Raw genomic sequence first — 25,574 nt, 5'->3', positions numbered from 1 at the left:
CGGCCGGGCGCCGGGTCTGTCGGGGTCGGGGGAGGGATCAGCGCGGTGCAGGATGCTCACGAGAGTTCCTTCTATGTGTCATCGGCTGAGACCTGCTCGGCTGGGCGGCGGTCGCCGCGGGTCTTGATGAGGCTGGCGATGGTCGCCACCGCGATCGTCCCGGCGATGAAGAGTAGCGAGAGCCAGATCGGGATCTCGGGGATCACCGTGATCGGCTCGCCGCCGTTGATGAACGGCAACTCGTTCTTGTGCAGGGCGTGGATGAGCAGCTTCACGCCGATGAAGGCCAGGATGACAGCGAGCCCCTGCGCGAGGTAGACCAGCCGCTCCAGCAGGCCGCCGATCAAGAAGAACAGCTGGCGTAAGCCCATGAGCGCGAACGCGTTGGCGGTGAAGACGATGTACGCCTCTTCGGTCAGCCCGTAGATCGCCGGGATCGAGTCGACCGCGAAGATGAGGTCGACGAAGCCGATCGCGATGATGGTGAGCAGCATCGGCGTGGCCCAGCGGCGCCCCTGCTGCACGATCGTGAGGCGGTCGCCGTGGTACTCGTCTGTCACGCGCATATGGCGGCGCACGAAGCGCATGAACCTGCCGTCGGCGGGGTTGGAGTCGCCGTGTGTGAAAGCCTGCCGGTAGGCGAGGAAGAGCAGCAGTGCGCCGAATCCGTAGAACACCCACGAAAAGTTCTCGATGAGCGTCGCGCCGACGGCGATGAAGATGCCGCGGAGGATCAGTGCGATCACGATGCCGATCATCAGCACCTTCTGCTGATAGATCTTCGGCACGGCAAAGCTTGTCATCACGATGAGGAAGACGAAGAGGTTGTCGATCGACAGCGCCTTCTCGGTCAGATACCCGGCGAAGTACTCACCGCCGTACGTCCAGCCTGACACCATTCCGATGCCGACGCCGAACAGCAGCGCGAGACCGATGTAGAAGGCCGACCAGCGGGCGGATTCGCCTATGGTCGGCTCGTGGGGCTTGCGCACGTGCGCGTAGAACTCGTAGACGAAGAACGCGATCGTGACTGCGATCGTGATGATCCAGACGAGCGGGGGGATGTTCACAGCGGGGTCCTAACCGTGGCGTGAGCGGATCAGTGCCAAGGTCTTCTCCATCCTCGTGATCGAGGACCGGTGGCCCGGGATGCGGCGTGCATCCGTAATGACGAGCCGACTGTGGCGGAGTACTCCCCTTGGACTTCCAAGTATGCATGTCCTCGCCGTGTTTCCTGAACAGGTCGTGGTGGGCTTGCACGATGACGCCTTGGTGGGGAAGCCGAGGCGGGTGGCGTTGGAGAGGGCTTGTGCGCTGGTGAGGATGTGCCGGCCCGGGGGCACGGGGAAGCTGGCGGCGCGGAGTCCGAGGAGTGCTTTGCTGCGTGCGGCCTGTTGTGGGGTGAGGGTACGAGGGATGTCGCCGGCGAAGGATCCGAACTGGTCGGTGTCGATTCCTGCCGGGGCGAGAACCGCGGCGCCAAGGATTGTGCGGAACGGTCCGCGGGCGAGTTGTTCTTTGCCGTGCATGGTGGCAAACGCGATGACAGCACCGCGGTAGGGGTTCGGGGTGGGTGTCATTGGAAGTAGTCAGGTCGGCTGACGTAGGTGTCGGTGACGAACATCACGCCGCTGCAGGTGGTGAACAGTTCCCGGGCTGCGGTGATGAGCTCGAGCAGGAGGGGTACCTGACCCGGGAGCGGGTCGGACGGCGCAACACCTACCGGCTGAACCCGGACCGGCCGTTGCGGCACCCGCTGGACAGGGACCATCACATCGGTGAACTCCTGGCCATCTTTTCGGCATCTGACGCAGCCGAGCACGCACCCACCGCGGCCTGATCTCAGCCGCCGCAGATCCTGGATGGCATGCCGGTAGGCGCAGCCCTGGGAGGATGGGAGCTATGGCGGAGTGGACGTTCTTGACCCATCACGCGCACGTGTTGCTCGCGATCGCGGCTAACCATGACGCCACTGTGCGCGATATCGCCGCGGAGGTCGGGATCTCCACGCGTTCGGCGCTCACGATCCTCAACGATCTCGAGGACGCCGGATACCTGGAGCGGGAGAAGCGCGGTCGGCGCAACCACTACGTGTTGTACCAGGACCGTCCGTTGCGGCATCCTGCGAACGCCGCGCATACCGTGGGCGACCTCATCCGCGCGTTACTGGACATCCACTAAGACACGCGCGTTACCGCTCGGCTCAGCGGATGCCGGGGCGCGGTCAGTGCACGAGTGCTTTGAGAGCGATCAGCGCGAGTCCCATGCCTGCCGTCGCGGCGGCGGTGACCACCTTCACCAGGGCGGGGTCGTTGCGTTGCCGGGCCGCCCACCATCCCAATATGGCGAGGGTGACGACGCCTCCCCACAAGGAGATGTCTACGGCGGCATCCATCGATAGTCCGAGGAGCGCGGCCGCGGTCAGGCAGGCGACCGGGACGATGAGTGCCCACAGGAGTCCGGCGGAGCGTTGCAGGCCCTCGCGGACCGCTTCTCGCCAGCTCATTGCGCGGTTGCCGACGATCTCGGCGTAGACGTGTGCACCCCAGAACACCAGGACGGTGCCGATGGTGCGCGCGATCAGGACCGGCAGTCCCGGGTTGTAGAGAGAGAACGCGGAGATCAGCCCAGCGGTCAGAACGGTGCCGTAAACGGCCTCCGCGTTCATGGCCCTCGACACCCACGGGTATCGCCGCAACCCGGCATCGACGTCGAACCCCGAACCCTTCACCCGCCACCACCACTTCGCCGTGCAGCTCGACGAGCAGCCCGAAGACAGTATAGTCCTGCCAGAACACCGCGAAAGCGCCCCCAGGCTCGCCCATCTTTTGACCGTGGTTCCGGGAACTTCTCGCGAGCCGACTTGACGTGAAGCATACTTCTCCTGTTTGATGGGGCAAGAAGGGGAGTAATCCTCGCTCCGCATCGTCAATACGTTCCCGCCTCGGGATCCGGTGCGCAGGGCCGTCAGGCCGATGAGACCTTCACGAGTATTCGTGGAGGTCTTTGATATGTCAGTGCCGTTGTGGGCGTGGTTCGCCGTCCTGGGCGTGATCCTGGTGATGCTCGCCGTCGATCTGGTCGCACACCGCAAAGCCCATGTGATCGGTGTGCGGGAAGCCGCCGCGTGGTCGATCGTGTGGGTCGTGCTGGGCGTGAGTTTCGGTGTGCTCGTGTGGTCGCTGTGGGGGGCGGAATTCGGGCAGCAGTACTTCGCCGGCTACCTGATCGAGAAATCCCTCGCCGTGGACAACGTGTTCGTCTGGGCGATCATCTTCGCCGCATTCGCCGTCCCCCGCGAGTACCAGCACCGGGTGCTCTTCCTCGGCGTCCTGGGCGCCCTGATCTTCCGCGGGATCTTCATCGCCGCCGGCGCCGCACTGATCGAGAACTTCGCCTGGATCCTGTACGTGTTTGCCGCGTTCCTGATCTACACCGGATGGCGGATGTTCCGCTCCCGCAACGACCACATTCACCCCGAGAAGTCCAAGATCCTCAAGGCCTTCCGCCGGTTCGTGCCGATGACCGACGCCTACCACGGGCAGAAGTTCCTGATCCGCAAAGCCGGAATCGTGGTGGCGACGCCGCTCTTGGCGGTGCTGGTCCTGGTGGAGATCACCGACATCATCTTCGCCGTCGACTCCATCCCCGCGATCTTCGCCGTCACCTCCGAACCGTTCCTGGTGTTCACCGCCAACGCGTTCGCCATCCTGGGGCTGCGTGCGATGTACTTCCTCCTCGCCGACCTCATCCACCGGTTCATCTACCTCAAGGTCGGGCTCGCGTTCGTCCTGATCTGGGTGGGCATCAAGATGCTCCTCCTGGACGTCCTCTACATCCCGACCACCATCAGCCTCGCCGTGGTGGCCACCATCATCACCGTCTCGATCGTCGCCAGCCTCCGTGCCACCCGAGGCCAAGGACGACGTGAGGTGCAAACCGAAGCCGCCGGGGCGTTCCGCCTCGCCAGCGACGAGGAGCTCGCCGCCGCGGAGCCGGTCTTCCGCCGCCGCGGCAGAGTGCCCGCAGAACGGAAGGTGAGTTCCGATGACTGACCGTGACCCCTCGGCGGCCCTGGCCCCCGATTCCCAGCCGGTGAGGAGGGGTCACCGAGGTTCGACGGTGGCGGTAGTTGTGTTGCCGCTGCTCGCTGTGACCGGGATTCTCGCAGTCGCGTGGACTGTCGGTGTCGGTGACCGCTGCGGCGGACCTCTGCCGGGGTGCGGGAGTCTGCGCAACGCGGGAGACAATCCGGTCACCGTGCGTGAGGTCACGGATCAATCCGTGACGGACGTTGTCGTCGCGGCGGGGCAGTGCCTCATCGTCGAGGGAGGTCCGTCCTGGGACGCCCGGACGGTGATCGACCGGACTGCTGCGGCCACCGGTGTGTTGCATCCGATTGATGACTGGGGCGCGCGTGTGCAGCTACACGACGATGCCTGCCCGGATCGAAGCTGATCGTGATCACGAAAGAACACGATCTGTGCTTGCTGCATTACGGTCAGCTCACCACCCCGATCGACCGCGTCATCCTCGAAGCGCCCGTATGGCCCAACGATCTCCGCTCGTTCGTCGGGGACGGTGATCTGTGCGTGCACATCGCCCTGCCGCGCCAAAGAGTCCGGTGGAACGGACTGTTCACCGCGGTTCGGCTCATCGCAGAGCGCACCGCACATGTGGGAGTACACGTGCAGCCGGAGCGGGCAGGGTTCAGCCTCGACCCGGCGGTCTTGCTGCATTCTCGCACTCGACGGCACCGCGAGATTCTCACCGCGGTGCTCGCGGATGCCGCCGCCGCGAGGGTTGAGCTGACCCCCGAGCCGGTGCGCGTCGAATCCTACTCAGCCACACGTTCTTCCCTCCGCCTCCCACCCTCCGCAGGTCGGGCACAGGCGTGGGGAGTGATGTCCGTGGCATGGCTCCCGCTCGCCTGACCTGCCACGTGATCGACCAACGTTCGCGAAGCAGGAGGGACGTCCACTCGCCCGGAAGAGGCGCACTCACGTTCCACCGAACCCCAGCACCTACCCAGAAGGAAGACGCTCATGACCATGTTTGACCGCCTCACCGGCCTGGCCCAACGGGCACTCAACAAGACCCCCGCGCCTGCGCAGACCCCTGGCAGCGAACCGCGCGACTGGAAAAGCACACTGCGTGGTGCGGTGGGCGCGATCACCGGCGCCGCGCCCACCCCGCCTGCCCCGGGCAGCGCGCCGGCGACACCCGTCCCGCCAGCGGGACCCGGGCATCCGCTCAGCCCACCTGCCGGCGCACCCGCCGGCACTGCACCCTCGAAGACCGTCGGGCTGACCTCACCCCCGGCAAACGATCACGCGTCCGAGCGTGCCGCAGTGGCCCGCTACGAATACCTCCTACATACCGCCGAGCCTGCCCAGTTGGAGCGGATCCACGCCGATGCGTTCAGCCGACTCACTCCTGCAGAACGCAACCAAATCCAGGCGCGACTGCGGACCGAACTCCCCCTCGCAGAACAGCCCCGCACATCCCAACCGGCTGATCTTGCCCGCACCGCCACCCGCGCCGAGGCAGCTCGGCCTGGTGCTCTGGCTGGGATCCTCGCTCGTACCCCTCGAACCGGTAACGCCACCACCGGGCAGAGGGCCGGCGTGGCCGCCGCCGGTGCTGCCGGTGGGCTCTTGGTTGTCGTCGCTGCCGGCGCGATCGGAAGTACCATTGCCGCGCCTCTTCTTGCCGAAGCGCTCACCGCGGGCGTCGATTTCGATGCTCTTGCCGGCGCGATCGACCTTTCCGCGCTTGCCACGGGACTGGAGGACGTCACCGCCACAGCCACCGACTTTGCCGGCGGGGCGAGTGATCTAGCTGGCGGGGCGAGCGACCTCGCTGCCGGAGCCACAGCGGGCTTGGGCGAGAACATCAGTGGCTTCGGGGAACAACTCTCCAACATTGACATCCCTGGCTGGGGAAACCTCTTCGGCAGATGACTGAGGCCATCACGTCATTTGACCTCGGGCTGCGACTGGGGTGGTCATCGGAGTGAATTAGTCGGCTGCGAGAGGTCGACGCTCCGCGCAACCGACCAATACTGCACCCCTCAGTATTGACTCTCCGCCAGTCCGTGACGTGTCCCAGAGCTACAGGGGCGGCATGTTCTGGACTCGTTGCAGCTGCGGCGACGAGTTCGCCGGGAGCGACCCCGACGACGCCGACGCAGCGCCTATGAGCACTGCTTCCCCGAGGGGGTAACGCGATGAACGGGGCAACGGTCACCGCTCCCCTCGTTGCAGCGATCGAGGCCGCCTGGACGGCCATTCAGACCACACACGACGACGTGCCCGAGGTCGTCGTGACCATCGGCAGCGGGAGCAGCGCCAAGGGGCTTAGGCTCGGCCACCTCGCCGCCGACAGGTGGGTACGTGGAGAAGATGCCGTGCACGAGCTTTTCGTGGGCGGCGAAGGGCTCGCCCGAGGCGGCGCAGACGTGATGGGAACTCTGCTTCACGAGGCAGCGCACGCGGCCGCACAGGCGCGCGGCGTCCAGGACACGAGCCGTCAGGGCCGCTACCACAATCAGAAGTTCAAGGCGATTGCCGAGAGCTTCGGGCTCGTGATCGAGCATGACGCGAAGATCGGATGGAGCGTTACGGCGCTCCCCGCGGGCGCAGCAGCTCACTACGCCGCCACGATCAGCAACCTTGACGCTGCGATCACCGCACACCGCCGCGCAGAGCTTCACGGAGCAGAGGGCGGCCGCAAGAGCAACAACAACGGCGCTGCGGCCGCGTGTGGCTGCGGCCGTAAGATCAGGGCGTCCCTCGCGGTGCTAGACGCTGGCCCCATCGTGTGCAGCCTCTGCGGCGACGAGTACACCCCCGAGAACTGAAAGGCAAGTCCCCCCTTGACATTGACGGCAAGGGGGGGCTAGATTAGAGTTATGAAAGCACAGAAGACGCGGGACGTCCTCAAGTACCTGAAAGGGCTCGGCTGGGTCTACCTCCGGGACGGCCAGGGAAGCCACGAGCTTTGGGGAATGCCCGATGAATCTGTCAAGGCGTCGATCCCGACCGGACACCGCGAGGTCTCCCCCGGGGTGCTGCGCCAGATCCAGAATGCAGGAGTCGAGTTGCCGCGCGAGTGGCGATGAGGAAGGAGAGCGCGATGAGCGCACGAACGTTCGAGGTTACCGTCGAGCGCGAGGGCACCTGGTGGGTGTTCGAGATTCCCGAACTCGGCACTGGCGGCCAGGCGCGCAACCTTGCTGAGGTCGACTACGAGGCTCAGGGCGTCGCCGCGATGTGGCTCAACGTCTCCCCCGAGACAGTCGCAGTCAACGTCACTGTGAAGGGCCCAGAGCACGCCCTCAACGAGTGGGCGGCCGCCGAGCGCGACGAACAGGAAGCGCGAGTCGCGCAGGCCCGAGCTGCCGAGCGTCGCCGCTCCGTGGTGCGCGAACTCCGCGGGCAGCTCAGTGCCCCCGACGTCGGCCGCGTGCTCGGGATCAGCAAGCAGCGCGTCTATCAGATCGAGAAGACCGCCGACGCCGGCAAGACGATCGCCGGCTCGTCCGCGCCGATCCCGAGATGATCGCGCGCGCACGGGCGCTGCTGGCCCGTTACGAAGAGCTCTGGCGGGCTCGCATCTCCCGCCTCGATGACCTGCTCGCCGCTTCGACGAGCTCAGCGAACGACTGACGACGAGAACAAGGGAGTTTGAAATGCCTGTCACCGATGTCTCCACTGACACCGAGAACCTGACGATGACCGTCACAGCCGACTTCGCCGCTCCGGTCGAGCGCGTATGGAGCGCGTACAGCGACCCGCGGCAGCTCGAGCGGTTCTGGGGCCCTCCCGGGTGGCCGGCCACCTTCACCGCCTGGGATCACACGGTCGGCGGCCGCGCGAACTACACGATGAACGGACCGCGCGGCGAGAAGTCGTCCGGGTACTGGGAGTTCCTTACTATCGAGGAACCGCGCCGCTTCGCCGTCCTCGACGGATTCGCCGACGAGCAGGGCAACCCGAACGCGGACTTGCCGGCGATGCGCATGGAGTTCACGTTCGAATCGGCCGCCGACGGCACCCGCATGGTGGCGACCAGTCACTTCGTCTCCGTCGAGGCGCTCGAGCAGGTCGTCGAGATGGGCATGATCGAGGGCACCAAGATGGCGATGTCGCAGCTGGATGCCGTGCTGCAGGACCTCCGCGAATACGCCGAGGGCAAGGGCACGCGCGTCGAACTGCTCGATGACACGCACGTGCGGATCACGCGTCTCGTGAGCGGACCGCGCGAGCTCGTCTGGCGCGCCCACCATGAGCCCGATCTCATTCGGCAGTGGATGCTCGGGCCGGACGGCTGGGAGATGACCGAGTGCATCGCCACGACCACGGTCGGCGAGAGCTACCGGAACTCGTGGGCTCCGGTCGGCGACACCGAGGGGGAGCCGTTCGGCTTCGAGGGCGAGGTGCTGCTCATCGACGCGCCGTGCCGTGCGGTGACCACCGAGCGGATGCAGGGGATGCCGACCGAGACCCTCAACGACCTCAATCTGTATGAAGAGGACGGCGCCACGCTCGTCACGGTGCTCATCGAGTACCCCGACAAGGACACCCGCGACATGATCCTCGCCACCGGCATGGCTGACGGCATGGAGGAGTCGTTCGCAAGGCTGGAACGCGAAGTCCTGGAGCCTTCGCGTTCGTAGGTTCACAGCGGCTCAGTGAGCATCTCGCTGATTATGCGACGCATCACGTCGGCTTGAGAAAAGGCTTCGGGCTGGTAAAGGGCTTGAATCTGTAAGCCGTCCGAAAGCCCGATATACGCTCGCGCCGCATCTGCGGGGTCGACACCTGGCCGCAGACGGCCCTGTTCTCGCAGCGTGACGAAGGATGCCCGCACCAGGTCAAGGGTGGTTTCGTACCGGCGGCGGAAGTATTCGTGTGCGGGGTGATCCGGTGATGTCGCCTCAGTCGACATGACGGCGAAGAATCGAGTGCCCTGCGGGTCAGATTGTCCCTGTTCGGCCAGATCAAGGGCGGCCCTCAAAAGCGCCATGGGGTCCGTGCTGGTGAATCGGGCTTCGGTCTCGCGTTGCTTGTGATCGAAAACGGCTTCGAGCAACTGTGTCTTCGTGGAGAAGTGGTGGTTCAGCCCAGCCACGCTGATGTCGGCGCGTTCAGCGATCTCGCTGAGCGACGCCTGCATGAATCCTGATCGGCTGAACACGGCGGCCGCCGCATCGACGATCTGCCGGCGTCGGTCAGCTGTCTTCGCGTATTCGCCCCGACGGCGCGACGGTGTGATCGGCATGGGAGTAGAAGCTAGCACGCATAACCGCGACTGATGTGCAGCTTCAGGAATAAAACCGGATGTGTCTCCGGTTTTCGTGTTACGTTGGCGGAACTTGACCACCAAGGTCACCCGCAGCAGCGAAAGGACGTGCAAAGATGCACCGCAGCAAGAAACTCTGGGCCGTCAGTATGGGAGTGGTCGGCCTCCTCACCCTGTCGGCGTGCGCGGGCGGAGGAAGCCCCGCGTCGGAGGAGCCGTCGACGCTTCGCTATGGGGCTGCCGACGCACTGGCGTCTTTCGCGCCTTGGGAGGCACGCTGGGCCGGCGACGTCGCCTATCTGCAGCCGGTATACGACACTCTTCTACGCGCTGACCCAGACGGTGCCCTGATCCCTGGCCTCGCGACCGAGTGGGAGTGGGACGACTCTCTCACCCAGCTCACGCTCACTCTCAGGGAAGGCGTCGAGTTCTCGGACGGCGAAGCGTTCACGGCGGAGGTCGCCGCGGGCAACCTCACCAGGTTCCGTGACGGTACGAGCGACAATGCGTCGTTCCTCCAGGCGTTGGCCTCGGCCGAAGCTGTGGACGAGCACACCCTGCTCATCACGCTTTCTGCTCCTGACCCGGCGTTCCTGGGTTACCTGTCACAGAATGCGGGACTTCAGGGGAGCCCATCGATGTGGGAGTCTGACGACGCGCAGACCAGACCGGTGGGAACCGGGCCCTATGAGCTCCGCGCCGATGAGACCGTGGTCGGTTCCAAGTACGTCTTCGAGAAGAAAGATGACTACTGGGACACGGAGTCTGTGCACTATGACGAGATCGAGGTCACGGTTTACGGTGACGCTACAGCACTGGTGAATGCGCTCAAGGGCGGTCAGATCGACGTATCCGCATCGAACACTCCTACTCAGATTCCGGATGCCGAAGCCGCCGGATACACGGTGAACCTCGTCGAACTGAACTGGGCCGGATTCCTCCTCGTCGACCGCGACGGAACGGTGAACCCGGCGCTCGGCGACGTGAGGGTACGCCAGGCGATCAACCACGCGCTCGACCGCGAGTCCCTCGTGAAAGCACTGGCGGCCGGATACGCGGTTCCGACCACTCAGGTCTTCTCGGTGAACAGTGATGCCTACTCGGAGGAGCTCGACGAGCGCTACGAGTACGATCCCGAGAAGGCCAAGGCGCTTCTCGCGGAAGCCGGCTATCCCGACGGTTTCACCCTTGTCATGCCGCGCAACAACTTCGTGCCCGAGTCCGAGTTCGCGATCTATGGCGAGCAGCTCACCGCGGCGGGGATCGACGTCCAGTGGGAGCAGACGGGCGAGGATCTCTTCCCGAAGATGCTCGGTGGCACGTGGGCGGCGTTCCCGTTCCAGCTGCAGTCAGACCCGACTGCGTGGCAGACGCTGCAGTTCTCGATGCTGCCGCACGCGACATGGAATCCGCTTCACACCGAGAACTCAGAACTGACCGCGCTTGCGGCCGAGCTGCAGGTTGCGTCTCAGGATGAGGTCGAGCCGATCGCACAGAAGATCAACGAGTGGATCGTGGAGCAGGCATGGTTTGCACCGAGCTATCGCCTGCAGAGTGCATTCTTCAGTGACGATGCGACCACCGTCGTGATGCAGTCCGACAACATCGCTCCTTATCTCTGGAACATCGAGCCCGCCGAGTAGGAATCAGGAGGGGCGGCATTCGGTGCCGCCCCTCCGTTCTCATCATGATCACTTTCATTCTTCGTCGTGTCGCAGCCGGTGTGGTCACCGTTCTGACGCTGTGTGTCCTGGCGTTCTTCCTGCTGTATCTCAGCGCCGAGAGCACCGCGCGCAACATCGTCGGACAGACGGCATCTGCTGAGATCGTGGCGCGCAAGGCCTCGGAGCTGGGGCTGGACCGTCCCCTGCTCGCGCAGTTCACCGACTGGGTCAGCAGCGCTGTCACCGGCGATCTCGGTCGTTCTTGGTTCACCGGTGAAACGGTCGCACAGACTCTCGCAGCGCGCGTGCCGGTCACCCTCTCCATCACCGTCGGTGCGATCCTGTTGTCGGCGATCCTCTCGATCGTCCTCGGAGCGCTTGCCGCGGGGCGACGCGGATGGGTGGATCACACGGTCCAGGTTGCTTCAGTCGTAGGCGCAGCGGTCCCCGGCTTCCTATTCGCTCTCGCTCTCGCAACGGTCTTCGGTCTCGTGCTGCGATGGTTCCCCGCGACGGGCTACGTTCCCGTCACTTCTTCGGTGAGCGGATGGCTCTCGACGATCACTTTGCCGATCATCGCGTTGGCGATAGGTGCGACCGCCGCGGTCGTTCAGCAGGTTCGGGGAGGGATGATCGACGTTCTGCGCATGGACTACGTGCGCACGCTTCGCTCGCGGGGCCTCGGTAAGCGTCGCGTCGTCTACGGCCACGTGCTGCGCAACGCCGCGGGCCCCGCGCTCGGTGTACTCGGACTTCAGTTCATCGTCGTATTCGGCGGTGCGGTAGTGGTCGAGCAGGTCTTCTCTCTCCCCGGACTCGGGCAGGCCGCGATCGCGGCGACCTCGCAGGGGGACATCCCGGTCGTAATGGGCGTCATCATCGTCACCGCTGTCCTCGTCGTCCTCGTCAATCTCGCCATCGACCTGTTGCAGGGATGGCTCAACCCCAAAGTGCGGCTGTCATGACGACAACAGATGTCTATACCACGCCGGTTCCGCAGGGACCACCGACCAGGCGCAAGAATCTCTTTCGTCGACTGATCGGGAACACTCTCGGGGTCATCTGTCTCACCTACCTCGCGGCACTCGCGCTGGTCGCCGTCGTCGGGCCATTCATCGTCCCATTCGACCCGAACGCTGCCGACATCGGCAACGTTCTCTCCACGCCGAGCGCCGAACACCTGCTCGGGGGTGACAGCGCCGGGCGGGACGTGCTGTCCCGTCTGGTCGTCGCATCGTCGATCAGCTTGGCTGGGGCGCTCGTCACGGTCATCGTCGCGGCAGTAATAGGCATCCCTACCGGCCTCATTGCCGGCTACTACGGCGGGTGGTTCGACAACGCAGCTGCTTGGCTGGCCGGTCTCGTCATGGCGTTGCCGGCGTTGGTGGTTCTGCTGGCAGTCCGAGCTGTGGTCGGCCCATCCATCTGGCTCGTGATGGCGATATTCGGGGTTCTGATCTCTCCGTCGTTCTATCGTGTCGTCTCCGGCGCCGTCCGCGCGGTGAGAGAGGAGCTCTACATCGACGCAGCCAAGGTCGCCGGCCTCGGTAATGTGCGGGTGATCGGGCGGCACGTGCTGACCGCAGTGCGCGCCCCGGCGATTCTGCTTGTCGCCGGGATCTTCAGCGTCGGAGTCGGTGTCCAGGCAATCATCGACTTCCTCGGGCTGGGAGACACTTCATTGCCGTCATGGGGAGGAATGCTCAGCGAGGGCTTCTACAACATCTTCCGCGCGCCGGCACTGATGATCTGGCCGGCTCTCGCCATCGGCCTCACATGTATCGCGCTCACTCTTCTCGGCACTGCACTGCGTGACGAGATGGAGTTCAGTGGCGGCGACCGCAACCGCTCTCGTTCGGAGTGGTCGGCGCCGCATCCGCGCGCTGATGCACCGATGGTGCATGCCAACGGCAACACGACGCCCGCACCGCTTCTGCAGATCACCGACCTGGCAGTGGCCTATCCCAAGGGAGCAGCGTGGTCCACGGTCGTGGACGGCGTTTCACTTTCGGTTGCAGCGGGGGAGGTGCACGCACTCATCGGTGAATCCGGATCCGGCAAGACGCAGACAGCATGGGCTACCCTCGGTCTGCTGCCTGCGGGTGGTCGGATCGTCGGTGGAACCGTGACGTTCGACGGTCAGCAGCGTGCGAGCACGGGCAGCTCACAGGTCGATCGGCTCCTCGGAAGGCACATCGGCTACGTACCGCAGGAGCCGCTCAGCAATCTGGACCCCTCTTATACGATCGGGCATCAGCTGATCGAGCCGATGCGCGCAGTGATGGGCATGGCGAAGGCCGAGGCGCGTGATCGGTCGCAGGAACTGCTCATCCGCGTTGGCATCGACGACCCAGAGCGAGTGATGGCCTCGTATCCGCACGAGATCTCCGGCGGCATGGCGCAGCGGATTCTCATTGCGGGAGCGATTTCCTGCAAGCCTGCGCTCGTCATCGCGGATGAGCCGACGACGGCACTTGACGTGACCGTCCAGGCTGAGGTTCTGCAGTTGCTTCGCGAGCTGCAGCAGGAACTCGGACTCGCGGTACTGCTGGTGACGCACAACTTCGGAGTCGTTGCCGATCTGGCCGATCGTGTCTCGGTCATGCGTGCTGGCGCCGTCGTGGAGACAGGAACGGTCACCGATGTCTTTGCGGATCCACAGCACTCGTATACGCGGAGCCTGTTCGCTGCCCTCTTGGACGGGGCACCCACCCGCGAGCCGTGGGCACCTCGAGCGGAGGCCGGCCGATGAGACTGCTCACAATCACCGATCTCTCCGTGACCTATGCGCGGCGCAGTTGGCGCAAGCCGCCATTCACTGCTCTTCGTGACGTCTCTCTCGACATCCGCGAGGGTGAATCGCTGGGGCTGGTCGGTGAGTCCGGTTCAGGAAAGTCCACTCTGGGTCGTGCGGTGCTCGGCCTCGCGCCCGTCAGCTCCGGCAGCATCACTTTCGCCGGAGAAGAGATCGCTCACGCACACACCCGAGAACGACGCCGGCTGGCGAGCGACATCCAGGTCGTCTTCCAGGATCCCTACTCGTCGTTGAGCCCCTCGTTGACTATTGGGGAGACCCTGGCCGAACCGTTGCGGGTGCGTAAAGTCGGACGGCGCGAAGCGGATCGACGGATCACGGAAGCGCTCTCGCTCGTGAACCTGCCCCCCGATGCCGTCGACCGCCTCCCACGTGACTTCTCTGGCGGACAGCGGCAGCGGATCGCGATCGCACGGGCTCTCGTGCTGGAGCCTCGCCTGATCATCTGCGATGAGCCGGTTTCCGCGCTCGACCTCACCACGCAATCACGGGTGCTTGACCTCTTTCTTGAAGTGCAGCGGCGCACAGGTGTCGCGTACCTCTTCATCTCCCACGACCTCTCGGTCGTGCGAGTCATGAGCCATCGCATCGCAGTGATGAGGCAGGGGCGCATCGTCGAAAGCGGAACCGCCGCAGAGGTGACGTCTGCGCCGAAGAGCGCCTACACGAGAAAGCTGCTGCTGGCGGCTCCCGTGGCGGACCCGGCGCTACAGAAAGCACGGCGTGCCGCGTATCTCGATTCGCGCGTACCGCAAGACACCCAGCGCGCACCGCAAGATACCCAGGAAGAGAAGGCATGACCACGATCGACACGACCCACAGCGTGAACCGGGCACGGGAGATCGTCGACGCGCTCTCCCTGGATCAGCAGATCGGGCTGCTGTTGCATCCGATCGTGGCGCTCAACCACGATCCCGATGGGTCCTCGGGGTTCGGAGGACCCAGCATGCGAGAGCTGATCGAAGACCACGGCATCCGCTTCTTCTGCCTCGGTTCGATTCCCGACCCGAAAGCCACCGCCGAGATTCTCGCCGGATTGCAGGAGATCGCTCGCTCCACGGGTTCGAAGCTCCCTGCGGTGTTCTCCACAGATCCACGCCACTCGTTCATGCAGAACGACGGGGCTTCCCATCGGGCGTCCGGGGTGTCTCAGTGGCCGGAGAATCTTGGGCTGGGTGCGATCGGCGACGTCGAGCTCGTCCGCCGGTATGCAGACATCGTCAGGCAGGACTATCTGGCGATGGGGATACGGATGGCCCTGCACCCGCAGGTTGATCTCGCCACCGAGCCGCGTTGGGCCCGGCAAGCGCAGAGTTTCCACGCCGATCCCAAGACGACGAGCCACATGCTGGAGGCCTTTCTCGACGGACTCCAGGGGCCCGAGCTCGGACCGCAGAGCGTCGCTGCAACCGTGAAGCACTTTCCCGGCGGCGGACCTCAGCTCGACGGCGAAGACCCCCATTTTCCCTACGGTCGAGAGCAGGTCTACCCGGGTGGCCGGTTCCAGGACCACCTCGAGCCGTTTCGCACGGCGATCGCGGCGGGAACCGCGGCGATCATGCCTTACTACGGCATGCCGGTGGGGCTGGAGCTTGACGGCGAGCCCGTCGAACCGGTCGGGTTCGCGTTCAATCGGCAGATCATCACGGGTCTGCTTCGGGAGCGCCTCGGTTACGACGGTGTGGTGCTCAGCGATTTCGGCCTCGTCACCGACATCGAGATCGCGGGCAAACCGTTCCCCGCACGCGCATGGGGGGTCGAGCATCTGTCCGAGTCCGCGCGCGTCGCGCGGATCTTCGAAGCGGGAGTCGATCAGCTCGGGGGCGAGAGGGACTCTGCTCTCATCCGCAGCACGATGAGCGCGGGCCTGCTGGACGCTGAGCGCGTCGCTGTGTCGGCGGCGCGCATCGTGCAGCTGATGGTGGGACTCGGCCTGCTTGACGACGCGCCGAGCGATGCTGTCGCGCACGCCGCCCTGCCTCGATCAGGCGATGCTGAGTTGGCCGCCAGTGCACAGTCGCGAGCGCTCACGGTGCTTTACAACGGCTCGGAGGCTGCGCCCGTTCTGCCGCTGGCAGGACGACAGAAGGTGCACCTCGTGAACACATCCGCCGAGGTGCTCCCGGATGGATGGGCCGCTGTAGACGCCGATCTCGCGGATGTGGCGATCGTGAGAGTCCGCGCGCCGTGGGAGCACCGAGACCACTACTTCCTCGAAGCAGGGATGCAGCAGGGAAGCCTAGAGTTCCCTGACGCGCTCATCGAGCGCATCGTGGGGTTGGCGCGACGGGTTCCTGTGATTCTCGTCGTTGAGATGAACCGGCCGGCGATCTTGACGCCGTTCGTGGACGAGGTCGCCGCCATCGTCGCCGACTTCGGAGCGTCAGATGCGGCTGTACTTCAGGTGCTGTGCGGGGCTACGACTGCCGAGGGGCAACTGCCGTTCGAACTGCCTCGTTCGATGGCCGCGGTCGCGCGGAGCGCTCCTGACGCGCTCAACGACACGCTTGCCCCCCTGTTCCCCGCGGGGTGGCATGTGGCTGTGAGCGCGGCAGCAGACGAAAGCGCGACGACCCGATCATGACGACGACCGTGAAGCTCCGTGCGGAGTACCGCGAAGATTCGCCCTGGGTGGCCACGGCCCGGCCCCGACTGAGCTGGGTCGTCGAGACCTCCGAGCCCGGGTGGGTGCAGACCGCCGCGGAAGTGCTCCTCGATGACAGCCGCAGCGCCGTGCTCGATGGCGCTGACCACGTGCTCGTCGCCTGGCCATTCGATGACCTGTTGCCGAGGCAGGAGGTCACCGTTCGTGTGCGGGTGCGCGATGGCGAAGGTAACTGGTTGGAGAGCGGGCCGTGCGTGATCCGGTTCGGCGCCCTCGACGTCGACGAGTGGCGAGCGGCATTCGTGGCGCTTGCGGAACCGGATGCCGCGGCGCAGCCGTTCATCGCTCGACACCGCATTCACATCTCCGGTGAACTCGTCTGCGCAACGATGTATTGGTCGGCTCTGGGAGTCGCGACGTTTCGCGTCGACGGGCGCGTCGTCGACGACGCCGTGCTGTCTCCGGGGTGGACCTCTTATCCGCACCGCGTGTTGCATGAGACGGTCGATGTCACTGCTCTCCTATCAGCCGGTGATCACACGCTCGGATTCGAGGTGTTCGGCGGCTGGTATACGGAAAGCTACGGGTTCGCAGACGAGGCCGAGCGCGTCTACGGCGATCAGCCGTCGGTGGCAGCCCAACTGCACCTCCGCTACGCCGACGGCACGGAAGAGGTCATCAGCTCGGATGGCGAGTGGGAAGCATCCGGCGCCGGCGCATTCATCACTTCTGGAATCTACGACGGCGAGAAGATCGACCTGCGGCGCGCCGAGGACTGGTGGCTGACGACAGCGCCTCGATGGCCCGCTGCCGTCGTCGGCGCCCAGCAGCCGGTGCCTGTCGCTCGATTCAGCGAGCCGGTCCGGCGCATCGCCGAACGTGAGGTGCTCGAGGTGATCACGACGCCGTCCGGTCGGACGGTGCTGGATTTCGGTCAGAACATCGTCGGCCGGCTGCGGTTCTCAGTGTCCGGGCCGGCGGGTACTGAGGTCGTGATTCGCCACGCCGAAGTGCTCGAGGACGGCGAGATCGCGACGCGACCGCTGCGCCGCGCCGCGGCGACGGACACTTTCATCCTGTCGGGAAGTGAACGTGACGTCTTCGAACCCTCTGGCACCTTCCACGGGTTTCGATATGCAGAGGTGTCCGGTTGGCCGGGCATCCTCGATCCCGCGGCGATCCGCGCCGTGGTGTTGCACAGTGACATGCGCCGCACGGGGTGGCTGACGACATCGCATCCGCTGCTGCAGCGTCTGCACGAGAATGTCGTCTGGAGTATGCGTGGCAACTTTCTCGCGCTTCCCACCGATTGCCCTCAGCGTGACGAGCGCCTCGGCTGGACCGGAGACGCCCAGATCTTCGCGCCGACAGCATCCACGCTCTTCGACTGCAATGCATTCCTGGCGAACTGGCTCACCGACCTTCGTCTGGATCAGGACAGCAGCGGTGGTGTGGTTCCCACGATTGTGCCGAACGTGTTCGGCTTCGCGTGGCCCGCGGCAGGGTGGGGTGACGCAGCCACGATCGTGCCCAGTGTTCTCGAAGAGCGATACGCCGATGAGGGTGTCCTCGTCGACTCCATCGCATCCATGCGGGCGTGGGTCGATAAAGAGATCGAAGCCGCCGGCGGGGTGGGATTGTGGGAGACGACGCTGCAGTTCGGCGATTGGTTGGATCCGTCGGCTCCGCCGGACATGGCGGGCGCTTCGAAGGTCGCGCCGGGCATCGTCGCAACCTCCTACCTGTGCCGATCGCTCGATCTGCTCGCCGTCGCTGCAGAACGCGGTGGACATTCCGGCGGTGCTCAGCGCGCGAGCGCACAGGCAGCACAGGTGCGAGAGGCGTTCCGCTCCGCCTACCTCACCGCCGACGGAAGGATGCTTTCGGATGCCCCGACCGCTTATGCGCTGGCTCTGCAGTTCGATCTGATCACCGACGACGATGTCCGTCGCGCACTGGCTTCCCGGCTCGCGCACGTCGTCAAGCGCGACGCCTTCCACATCTCCACCGGCTTCATCGGGACGCCGCTCGTACTGGATGCCCTCACCGACCACGGGTACGACCGGGAGGCCTCGGCGCTGTTGCTGCAGACCCGAGCGCCGTCGTGGCTGTACCCGGTGACGATGGGGGCGACCACCATCTGGGAAAGATGGGATTCCATGCTTCCTGACGGCTCGATCAACCCCGGAGAGATGACGTCGTTCAATCACTACGCTCTGGGCGCGGTCGTCGATTGGATGTATCGGCGCTTGGCTGGAATCACGCCGGAGGAGCCTGGATATGCCGGCATCCGATTCGCACCGGTGGCTCTTGCCGGCCTTGACGACATCGAAGCCGAGGTCGATACCGTCTCGGGGAGAATCCGAGGCGGGTGGCGGCGTCGTGGGGCCCAGATCGAGTGGTCGCTGACCGTGCCGGCCCATGCCCGAGCGGTCGTGGAGATCCCGGGCGTCGAGCGCCAGGAGGTGGGTACCGGCAGCTACTCCTGGGTGACGGATGACGAGCGCCCGGTGCCGGTTGCCGCATCGACGTTGTGGTCGCCGGTCTCCGCGGTCGTCGACGATCCCGCAGCTTACGCTGCGGTCATGAGCGTCCTGGACGAGCATGACCCTGCCTTGGCGGACAACGTTCGAAGAAGGACCGACTGGACGTTGCAGACGCCACTGGCGGCGGCGCTCTTCAGCGTCCCTGGCCCCGTCGTCGCTCAGATCGCAGCGTCGCTCGAGAAGATCTCACACGCAGAAGATCCCGTTATGCGCGAATAGATAAGTCTTATGTAGAAAACGCGCGTAAGGGGTTAGCCTCGAAGAAGCGAAGACGCCACACACAGAGAGCGAGCGCCGATGCTTCTCGAGAGAGACCTCATCCAGTCCGTCGGATTCCGCAACGTCCGTGAGGGCGGCGAGATCACCGGATTCCAGTTCCGAGTGCGGATGCCGTCGTACCGCGGCATGGCCGCTTCGTTGATCGACGGCATCGGCGTCAGCATCCCCGGCCACGTCGATGTCGCGCCCGAGATCCCGCTGTGGACGCTGCAGGGCAAGACGTACACGCTCGAAGAACTGTGGCAGAGCGACGGCGTTCGCTGGCAGCTGGAGGATGCCGCGGTCGTCACCGTTCCCCTGCCAGGGGGTCTGCCCGACGGCATCCACGAGCTTTCGATCGACCTGCGCCTGCGCATGTCGTACATTCCGCAGGAGCACCAGCCCAGCCGCTATCAGGTCACCAAGCACGTGACGCTCTCGCCCGAAGCGAAGGGCGCCCCGTTCACCTACGGCGTCTCGCTGTACAGCTTCATGGGTGACTACGGCACCAACACCGACCTCGAGACGGCCCTGCATTCGATCGCCGACCTCGGGGCGACCGGTGTCGAGATCCTCGGTGAGGGCCACGTGCCGAACTACCCGGACCCGCCGCAGGAGTGGGTCGACGAGTGGTTCCGGCTGCTCGAGGTCTACGGTCTCGAACCGACCAACTATGGCTCCTGGATCGACACCCGCCTGCACTCCAGCGGCGAGCACGGCCGTGACATGACCGTCGAAGAGGGCGCCGCCGCCCTGCAACGAGACCTCCGGCTCGCGAAGCGACTCGGGTTCCGCTTCGTGCGCCCGAAGATCGGCGTCGTCTCCGGCGACCTCATCCCGCACCCGATCTGGACCGACGTGGTCGAGGCGAGCCTTCCGCTGGCGGAGGAGCTCGATGTCATCATCTGCCCCGAGATCCACTCGCCGACACCGATCAAGCACGAGGTCGTCGACGACTACATCGAACTGATCAAGCGCACCGGCACGAAGCACTTCGGGCTGCTGCTCGACACCGGGATCTTCCAGGATCGGCCGATCCCCCTGGCCCCGGGCGAGTTGCCCGGCCGCCGTCCGGCATTCCTCGACGGCATCGGTGTCGACCCAGCCGATGTCTTCGACATCATCGACCACGTCGTCTTCATCCAGGCGAAGTTCCACGACATCGACGACGCGCTCGAAGATCAGCAGATCCCGTGGGAGCCGGTCCTTCGCGCCCTCAAGGATGCCGGGTACACCGGCTACCTCTCCAGCGAGTACGAGGGCGAGCGCATCCCGTGGCGGTCCATCGAGCAGGTTCGCCGCCAGCACTCGCTCATGCGCCAGGTCGCAGACAAGCTCTGAACGGAAAGACATCATGCCCAACGGACTCATCCACGCCGACAGCCTCCGTCCGCACCCGGACGGCCTCGCGCTGCGCCTCACCATCCCCTGGTACCGCAGCCTGTGGCTGTCATCGGTGACCAGCCTCGAGCTGACCGTCGACGGCAAGCCCGTGCCACAGGACGACCTCCGCTTCGTCCTCGGCGACCGCGAATACCGCCTCGAGGAGCTGCCGAACCAGAGTGAGACGCTCTGGTTCCTGCAGGAGCATCCGCTGCTGGTGGCCAAGGGAGAGCGCCCGGTCGAACTCGGTGAGAAGTACGAGATCACGCTCGTCGGGCAGTTGCGCTTGCCGTACATGCAGATCGCTCCCGGGAAGGACGGCGCGCCGGGTATGTATGTACCCAACTTCGTCCGGGACTCTCTCTCGCTGACGGTGACGGATGCCGACGCGCCCGCTCCGGCGCTGGTCTCCGACGTTCCGCCGGCTCCGCCGGCGACCGATGCCGACCCGTTCCGGCTGGGTCTCACGCTCTACTCGGCATCCGCGGAGTTCCGCGCCGGCTGGTACGACTTCGACGGGCTGCTCGACCGCGTGTCCGAACTCGGCATCGGTCCCGGCATCGAGATCGTCGCGTCGCAGATGGTGCCGACGTACCCCGTCGTCTCCGACGAATTCGAGCGCACGTGGCGGACGGCATTCGATCGCCACGGCTTCGACGCCAGCTCGTTCGGCGCGAACCTCGACATGGGACGCCGACGCGACCGCGACATGACCCCCGACGAGGAGTTCGCCTTCAGCGAGCTCATGTTCCGCGGTGCGAAGAAGCTGGGCTTCCCGCTCGTGCGCATCCAGAGCGCGAAGCCGGAACTGCTGCGGCGACTGCTTCCGATCGCCGAGGAACTCGAGCTGAAGCTCGCCTATGAGATCCACGCTCCGATGGGCCCGAACGCCGAGCCGATCATGAAGGTGCGCGACACTTATGCCGCCCTCGACTCGCCACTGCTCGGATTCGTCGCCGACTTCTCGTCGACCATGCACGCGATGTCGCCGACGCTTCTGCGTGCCGTGCAGCGCGCCGGTCTCGACGACGAGGCGCTCGCCCGTCTGCAGCAGATCTGGGCGACGGATGCCACGATGCAGGAGCGTCAGCAGGAGTTCATCGGCTACCTCACGGGGCGCGATTTCGACCCGGGTCGACTCGGGTCCTTCGCGCACCTCGCATTCAACATGCACGGCCACGTCGACCCGCGCGAGTGGGCCGACATCATGCCGCAGATCATGCACGTGCACGCGAAGTTCTACGACATCGACGAGCACGGTCAGGAGCCTGCGATCGACTACCCCGAGCTCGTGCGAGTGTTCGTCGAGGGCGGCTACCGCGGGTACTGGTCGAGCGAATGGGAGGGGCATGCGTTCGCCGAGCTCGGCGAGGTCGACCCGCTCGTGCTCGTGCGCAGGCAGCACGACCTGATCCGCACGACGATGAGGTCGCTCCAGGCGGTGTGAGCCCACATGTGAACGCAGTCGGGCGTGGCTCAGGCGTGCTCGCCTGCCTGGACGATTTCGCCCGCCTCGCGGAGGAGATCGATCATCCAGGCGTGCTCCGGATCCCGGCCATGAACGGGGTGCCACCAGACCGCGTTGACGATCGGCGTCGCATCGAACGGCAGCCCGACGACCCGCACGCCGCCGAGGCGCGTGACGACGGGCGCCAGCGCGCGCTGCACGAAACCGACCCGGTCGGTTCCGGACACGAACAGCGGCATCGACAGGAAGCTCTCCACGACAGCCTCGACGCGCGGCTCGATGCCGAGCTGCTGGATCTGCCTGCTCGCCGACGTGAATGCCGACCGCGACTGGTATGTCATCACGAAGGGGAGCGTACCGAGCTCTTCCATGGTCAGCGTCTCGCCGACCGACGGATGGTCGTCGGAGACGATCGCCACCCAGTCGTCGCGCCACAGGTCGGCGTACGCGAGATCGGTGAGGAACCCGTGCGGGATGATCAGCGCGTCCGCGGAGCGCAGGCGTGTGGCGGCATCCTCGACGACGGTCGGATTGTGAAGCATGAACCGGAACCGGATGCCGAGACCACGGTCTGCCGCGAGCTTCGAGACTGCGGCGCCGACCGTGGCGAACCCGTAGTCGGAGCCGTAGATCGAGAACTCCCGGGTCGAGTCCGACGGTGCCCACGTCGCCTGGCTCTCGAACACGCGGCGCGCGGCCTCAAGTGCCGTCGAGGTGTGCTCCGAAAGTCGCAGTGCGAAAGGCGTGAGCTCATAGGTGTTGCCGCGCCGCGCCAGGATCTGGTCGTTGAAGTGCGTCCTCAGTCGGGCGAGCGACGCGCTCAGCGCCGGCTGGCTGAGATGGAGGCGATCCGCGGCCCTCGTCACGCTGCGTTCGGTGAGCAGTGCGTCGAGTGAGACCAGGAGGTTGAGGTCGAGACGAGAGAGAAGCGCGTGATCTGTCACAACGATGTGACCCTTCGGGAGAGGGGATCGGGTGCCGTCAGTCTATCGATGCAATCTATGTGCACGCCAGGGGCCATCGCTCAGCCGGATGCGGGGCATTCGCCATCCGGTTCGCGCCAGCTTATGCCGCATATCGAAACAGCTTATGTGTGTTTCTGGCACATCGGGACGATACTGGCAGAACAGCGGGCGGCCCGATGAACGAGTCGCCGACAACGAAGTCAGAAAGGCTGGACATGACACAGCACCGCCGCACTCACGTCCTCCGCACCGGCACTCTCGCCGTCGCGACCGTGGGAGCCCTCATCCTTGCCGGCTGCTCCGCCGGTGGAACCGACGACGCCGGCGACGGAGGCGAGTCGCAGTCGTTCTCGTTCACGTTCGCCACGTCCAACAACCTCGAGAGCCCGTACGAGTCGCTCGCCAAGGCCTACATGGAGGCGAACCCCGACGTCGAGATCACCACCAACCCGACGCCGAACGACAAGTACGGCGAGACGATCCGCACGCAGCTGCAGGCCGGCAACGCCTCGGACGTCATCCAGACGACGCCCGGTTCCGGTGATGCGCGCGGTGTCATCCCGCTCGCAGAGGCCGGGTTCCTCGAGCCACTGGGCGCCACCGCCGAGGGCCTCGTACCGGAGGGCAGCGAGACGATCTTCGAGATCGACGGCAAGACCTACGGCCAGCCGATGGACTTCACGATCGCAGCTGTCGTCACGAGCATGGGCACCGCGGCGATGAACGGCCTCGACGAGTGGCCGACCACCGAGGCGGACATGTACGACGCGTGCACCGCGCTCGCCGCAGACGGCAAGTCGCTCCTTGCGCTCGCCGGCGCCGCCGGCCCGAACGCCGGCCTCACGGCGCAGGGCATCGCCGCGACCCGCGTGTACGCCGAAACGCCTGACTGGAACCAGCAGCGCGCCGACGGCGAGACGACCTTCGCCGAGAGCGAAGGCTGGGCCGACACCCTGCAGACGGTCATGGACCTGCACGAGGGTGGCTGCTTCCAGCCCGGTGCAGAGGGCGCAGGCTTCGACGCCATCACGAACGGTCTCGCCCAGGGTGTCTCGGTGGGCAGCTTCATCCCATCGGGTTCGGCCGTCGAGATCGCGGCCGCCGCGCCGCCGGAGGCCGACTTCAAGGTGCAGCCCTTCCCGGCAGCCGACGGCGGGGATCCCTACATCATCGCCAGTTCCAACTACACGATCTCGATCAACGCCGCATCGGAGGCCAAGGACGCCGCGGCCGCGTTCGTCGAGTGGCTCGCGTCGTCCGAAGCGCAGACGCTGTACTACGAGAAGTCCGGTCTCCTGCCGGTCTCGTCGTACCAGGAGCTCGACCTCGAGGACACGATCTACTCCCCGGTCGTCGACCTTCTCGCAGAGGGCTCGTTCACGCCGCTGCCGAACAACATCTGGCCGAACCCTTCGGTGTACGAGGCGCTCCAGGTGGGCGTCCAGGGTCTGCTGACAGGACAGAAGACGGTCGATCAGGTCCTCCAGGACATGGACGCCGCATACGGCGACTGATCGCACGACTGCCCGGGGAGCCCCGCTTCCCGGGCAGTCATCGCCCCACCACTTCCGATGCACGAGCACACGAGGATCTCATGCCCACCAAGATGATCGACGCCGAAACAGAGACAGAGCTGGTGATCGTCCCGAAGCGCAATCGCCGGGGCCGTCACCGTAATCCGGCGCCGCGCCGCCCGGGGCTGCTGAAGTTCGGGCACTGGTGGTGGGCGCTTCCGGGCATCCTCCTCGTCATCGCGATCCACTATGTCGCGACCACCGTCGGAGGCTTCTTCGCATTCACCGACTGGTCCGGAATCGGATCGTTCAACTGGATCGGGTTCGCCAACTTCGCCAAGATCTTCGGCGATCCTACGCAGGTCGGCGCACTCAGCAACACGCTCTTCCTGGCGTTCGTCTCCGTCATCCTCAGCAACGTCGTCGGTCTCGGCCTCGCCCTCGCCCTCAATCGCGGGCTGAAGACCCGTTACGCGCTGCGGGTGCTGTTCTTCATGCCGGTCGTGCTCAGCCCGCTCGCCGTCTCGTACGTGTGGAAGTTCATCTTCGACTTCAACGGGCCGATCAACGCGTTCCTGCGCTCCATCGGCCTCGAAGAGTTCGCCAAGGCCTGGGTCGCAGATCCGACCTTCGCGATCTGGACCATCCTGATCGTCGTCGTCTGGCAGAACACCGGCTTCGCCATGGTCATCTACATGGCGGGGCTCGCCGCCGTTCCAGTGGAGATCGAAGAGGCCGCCGCAATCGACGGTGCGAACCTCCGCCAGCGGTTCTGGCACGTCACGTTCCCGTCCATCCGCCCCGCCGTCGCGATCGCGACGACGCTCGGGCTCGTCAACGGACTGCGCGTCTTCGACCAGATCATGGCGATGACCGGTGGCGGTCCCGCGGGGGCCACGGAGACGCTCGCCACCCAGGTGTACAAGGAGTCCTTCGCGCTCGGGAACTTCGGCTACGGTGCCGCGCTCGCGCTCCTGCTCACCGTCGTCATCCTGGTCTTCGCGATCATCCAGCAGCGCGTGACCAACGGCCGCCCCGAGGAGTCCTGAC

Annotated in this window: 25 protein-coding genes and 1 pseudogene; 21 read left to right on the top strand and 5 right to left on the bottom strand. The window is 65.5% G+C overall.

Annotation, left to right across the window (positions count from 1 at the left end):
* Positions 1-71 precede the first annotated feature (71 nt).
* Both MAE01_RS13160 and MAE01_RS16030 read right to left on the bottom strand, forming a co-directional pair.
* On the bottom strand, positions 72-1,070 hold the full coding sequence (locus MAE01_RS13160) for a TerC family protein (RefSeq protein WP_147040078.1): 999 nt from the start codon (positions 1,068-1,070) through the stop codon (positions 72-74).
* Between the two features lie 9 nt (positions 1,071-1,079).
* On the bottom strand, positions 1,080-1,580 hold the full coding sequence (locus MAE01_RS16030) for a hypothetical protein (protein WP_186806244.1): 501 nt from the start codon (positions 1,578-1,580) through the stop codon (positions 1,080-1,082).
* Between the two features lie 322 nt (positions 1,581-1,902).
* On the opposite strand from MAE01_RS16030, the gene MAE01_RS13150 reads away from it, so the two are divergent.
* Positions 1,903-2,181 carry a helix-turn-helix transcriptional regulator gene (locus tag MAE01_RS13150; RefSeq protein WP_147040076.1) on the top strand — a complete coding sequence of 93 codons (279 nt, stop codon included), beginning with the start codon at positions 1,903-1,905 and terminating at the stop codon, positions 2,179-2,181.
* A gap of 43 nt (positions 2,182-2,224) precedes the next feature.
* Here the strand turns inward: MAE01_RS13150 and MAE01_RS13145 are convergent, their stop codons facing one another.
* Positions 2,225-2,668 (bottom strand): hypothetical protein, encoded by a 444-nt coding sequence (locus MAE01_RS13145; RefSeq protein ID WP_147040074.1) that lies wholly within the window; start codon positions 2,666-2,668, stop codon positions 2,225-2,227.
* Between MAE01_RS13145 and MAE01_RS13140 the strand changes: the two genes are divergently transcribed.
* From MAE01_RS13140 to MAE01_RS13100, 10 genes and pseudogenes are all read left to right on the top strand, one after another.
* On the top strand, positions 2,667-2,867 hold the full coding sequence (locus MAE01_RS13140; protein ID WP_147040072.1) for a hypothetical protein: 201 nt from the start codon (positions 2,667-2,669) through the stop codon (positions 2,865-2,867). The two genes, MAE01_RS13145 and MAE01_RS13140, sit on opposite strands and share 2 nt — an antisense overlap.
* 144 nt (positions 2,868-3,011) lie before the next feature.
* Positions 3,012-4,055 carry a TerC family protein gene (locus tag MAE01_RS13135; RefSeq protein WP_147040069.1) on the top strand — a complete coding sequence of 348 codons (1,044 nt, stop codon included), beginning with the start codon at positions 3,012-3,014 and terminating at the stop codon, positions 4,053-4,055.
* Positions 4,056-4,284: 229 nt separating this feature from the next.
* Positions 4,285-4,458, top strand: coding sequence for a hypothetical protein (locus tag MAE01_RS16025; protein ID WP_186806243.1), 174 nt, complete (start codon positions 4,285-4,287; stop codon positions 4,456-4,458).
* Between the two features lie 2 nt (positions 4,459-4,460).
* Positions 4,461-4,934 carry a hypothetical protein gene (locus MAE01_RS13130; protein ID WP_147040068.1) on the top strand — a complete coding sequence of 158 codons (474 nt, stop codon included), beginning with the start codon at positions 4,461-4,463 and terminating at the stop codon, positions 4,932-4,934.
* Between the two features lie 111 nt (positions 4,935-5,045).
* Positions 5,046-5,963, top strand: a complete 918-nt coding sequence (locus tag MAE01_RS13125; RefSeq protein WP_147040067.1) for a cation-transporting ATPase — start codon at positions 5,046-5,048, stop codon at positions 5,961-5,963.
* Between the two features lie 266 nt (positions 5,964-6,229).
* On the top strand, positions 6,230-6,862 hold the full coding sequence (locus tag MAE01_RS13120; protein WP_147040065.1) for a hypothetical protein: 633 nt from the start codon (positions 6,230-6,232) through the stop codon (positions 6,860-6,862).
* 51 nt (positions 6,863-6,913) lie between these two features.
* Positions 6,914-7,123 (top strand): type II toxin-antitoxin system HicA family toxin, encoded by a 210-nt coding sequence (locus MAE01_RS13115; RefSeq protein ID WP_147040063.1) that lies wholly within the window; start codon positions 6,914-6,916, stop codon positions 7,121-7,123.
* 14 nt (positions 7,124-7,137) lie between these two features.
* Positions 7,138-7,563, top strand: coding sequence for an antitoxin HicB (locus tag MAE01_RS13110; protein ID WP_147040061.1), 426 nt, complete (start codon positions 7,138-7,140; stop codon positions 7,561-7,563).
* A pseudogene (locus tag MAE01_RS13105) lies at positions 7,533-7,670 on the top strand (transcriptional regulator); the annotation flags it as partial. The gene MAE01_RS13110 and the pseudogene MAE01_RS13105, both read left to right, overlap by 31 nt.
* Positions 7,671-7,693: 23 nt before the next feature.
* Positions 7,694-8,680, top strand: coding sequence for an SRPBCC family protein (locus tag MAE01_RS13100; RefSeq protein ID WP_147040059.1), 987 nt, complete (start codon positions 7,694-7,696; stop codon positions 8,678-8,680).
* A 2-nt stretch (positions 8,681-8,682) separates the two neighbouring features.
* On the opposite strand, the gene MAE01_RS13095 is transcribed toward MAE01_RS13100, so the two are convergent.
* A complete protein-coding gene (locus MAE01_RS13095; protein WP_147040057.1) occupies positions 8,683-9,285 on the bottom strand; it encodes a TetR/AcrR family transcriptional regulator in 603 nt (200 codons plus the stop codon).
* 137 nt (positions 9,286-9,422) lie between these two features.
* Between MAE01_RS13095 and MAE01_RS13090 the strand changes: the two genes are divergently transcribed.
* From MAE01_RS13090 to MAE01_RS13055, 8 genes are all read left to right on the top strand, one after another.
* Positions 9,423-10,949, top strand: coding sequence for an ABC transporter substrate-binding protein (locus tag MAE01_RS13090; protein ID WP_147040054.1), 1,527 nt, complete (start codon positions 9,423-9,425; stop codon positions 10,947-10,949).
* A 44-nt stretch (positions 10,950-10,993) separates the two neighbouring features.
* Positions 10,994-11,935 (top strand): ABC transporter permease, encoded by a 942-nt coding sequence (locus MAE01_RS13085; RefSeq protein WP_147040052.1) that lies wholly within the window; start codon positions 10,994-10,996, stop codon positions 11,933-11,935.
* Positions 11,932-13,722 carry a dipeptide/oligopeptide/nickel ABC transporter permease/ATP-binding protein gene (locus MAE01_RS13080; protein ID WP_222591683.1) on the top strand — a complete coding sequence of 597 codons (1,791 nt, stop codon included), beginning with the start codon at positions 11,932-11,934 and terminating at the stop codon, positions 13,720-13,722. The genes MAE01_RS13085 and MAE01_RS13080 overlap by 4 nt, the downstream gene beginning before the upstream one ends.
* On the top strand, positions 13,719-14,585 hold the full coding sequence (locus MAE01_RS13075) for an ABC transporter ATP-binding protein (protein WP_147040108.1): 867 nt from the start codon (positions 13,719-13,721) through the stop codon (positions 14,583-14,585). The genes MAE01_RS13080 and MAE01_RS13075 overlap by 4 nt, the downstream gene beginning before the upstream one ends.
* Positions 14,582-16,369 (top strand): glycoside hydrolase family 3 protein, encoded by a 1,788-nt coding sequence (locus tag MAE01_RS13070; RefSeq protein WP_147040048.1) that lies wholly within the window; start codon positions 14,582-14,584, stop codon positions 16,367-16,369. The genes MAE01_RS13075 and MAE01_RS13070 overlap by 4 nt, the downstream gene beginning before the upstream one ends.
* Positions 16,366-19,155: a family 78 glycoside hydrolase catalytic domain gene (locus tag MAE01_RS13065; RefSeq protein WP_147040045.1), complete on the top strand. Its 2,790-nt coding sequence runs from the start codon at positions 16,366-16,368 to the stop codon at positions 19,153-19,155. Before MAE01_RS13070 ends, MAE01_RS13065 begins: the two co-directional genes overlap by 4 nt.
* Before the next feature lie 78 nt (positions 19,156-19,233).
* Positions 19,234-20,535: a C-glycoside deglycosidase beta subunit domain-containing protein gene (locus MAE01_RS13060; protein WP_147040043.1), complete on the top strand. Its 1,302-nt coding sequence runs from the start codon at positions 19,234-19,236 to the stop codon at positions 20,533-20,535.
* 13 nt (positions 20,536-20,548) lie between these two features.
* The gene (locus MAE01_RS13055; RefSeq protein WP_147040041.1) at positions 20,549-22,024 is read left to right on the top strand and encodes a C-glycoside deglycosidase beta subunit domain-containing protein; all 1,476 of its coding nucleotides are present in this window, start codon (positions 20,549-20,551) and stop codon (positions 22,022-22,024) included.
* Between the two features lie 29 nt (positions 22,025-22,053).
* On the opposite strand, the gene MAE01_RS13050 is transcribed toward MAE01_RS13055, so the two are convergent.
* A complete protein-coding gene (locus MAE01_RS13050) occupies positions 22,054-22,989 on the bottom strand; it encodes a LysR family transcriptional regulator (RefSeq protein ID WP_147040039.1) in 936 nt (311 codons plus the stop codon).
* 236 nt (positions 22,990-23,225) lie between these two features.
* Here MAE01_RS13050 and MAE01_RS13045 point away from each other — a divergent pair, with 236 nt between their 5' ends.
* Both MAE01_RS13045 and MAE01_RS13040 read left to right on the top strand, forming a co-directional pair.
* The gene (locus MAE01_RS13045; RefSeq protein WP_147040037.1) at positions 23,226-24,524 is read left to right on the top strand and encodes an extracellular solute-binding protein; all 1,299 of its coding nucleotides are present in this window, start codon (positions 23,226-23,228) and stop codon (positions 24,522-24,524) included.
* Between the two features lie 80 nt (positions 24,525-24,604).
* Positions 24,605-25,573 carry a carbohydrate ABC transporter permease gene (locus tag MAE01_RS13040; protein ID WP_229718253.1) on the top strand — a complete coding sequence of 323 codons (969 nt, stop codon included), beginning with the start codon at positions 24,605-24,607 and terminating at the stop codon, positions 25,571-25,573.
* The last annotated feature ends 1 nt before the right edge of the window (position 25,574 follow it).

It is taken from the genome of Microbacterium aerolatum (assembly GCF_007988825.1).
GTDB classification, from domain to species: Bacteria; Actinomycetota; Actinomycetes; order Actinomycetales; family Microbacteriaceae; genus Microbacterium; species Microbacterium aerolatum.
This window is presented reverse-complemented; position numbering and strand designations above follow the sequence as displayed.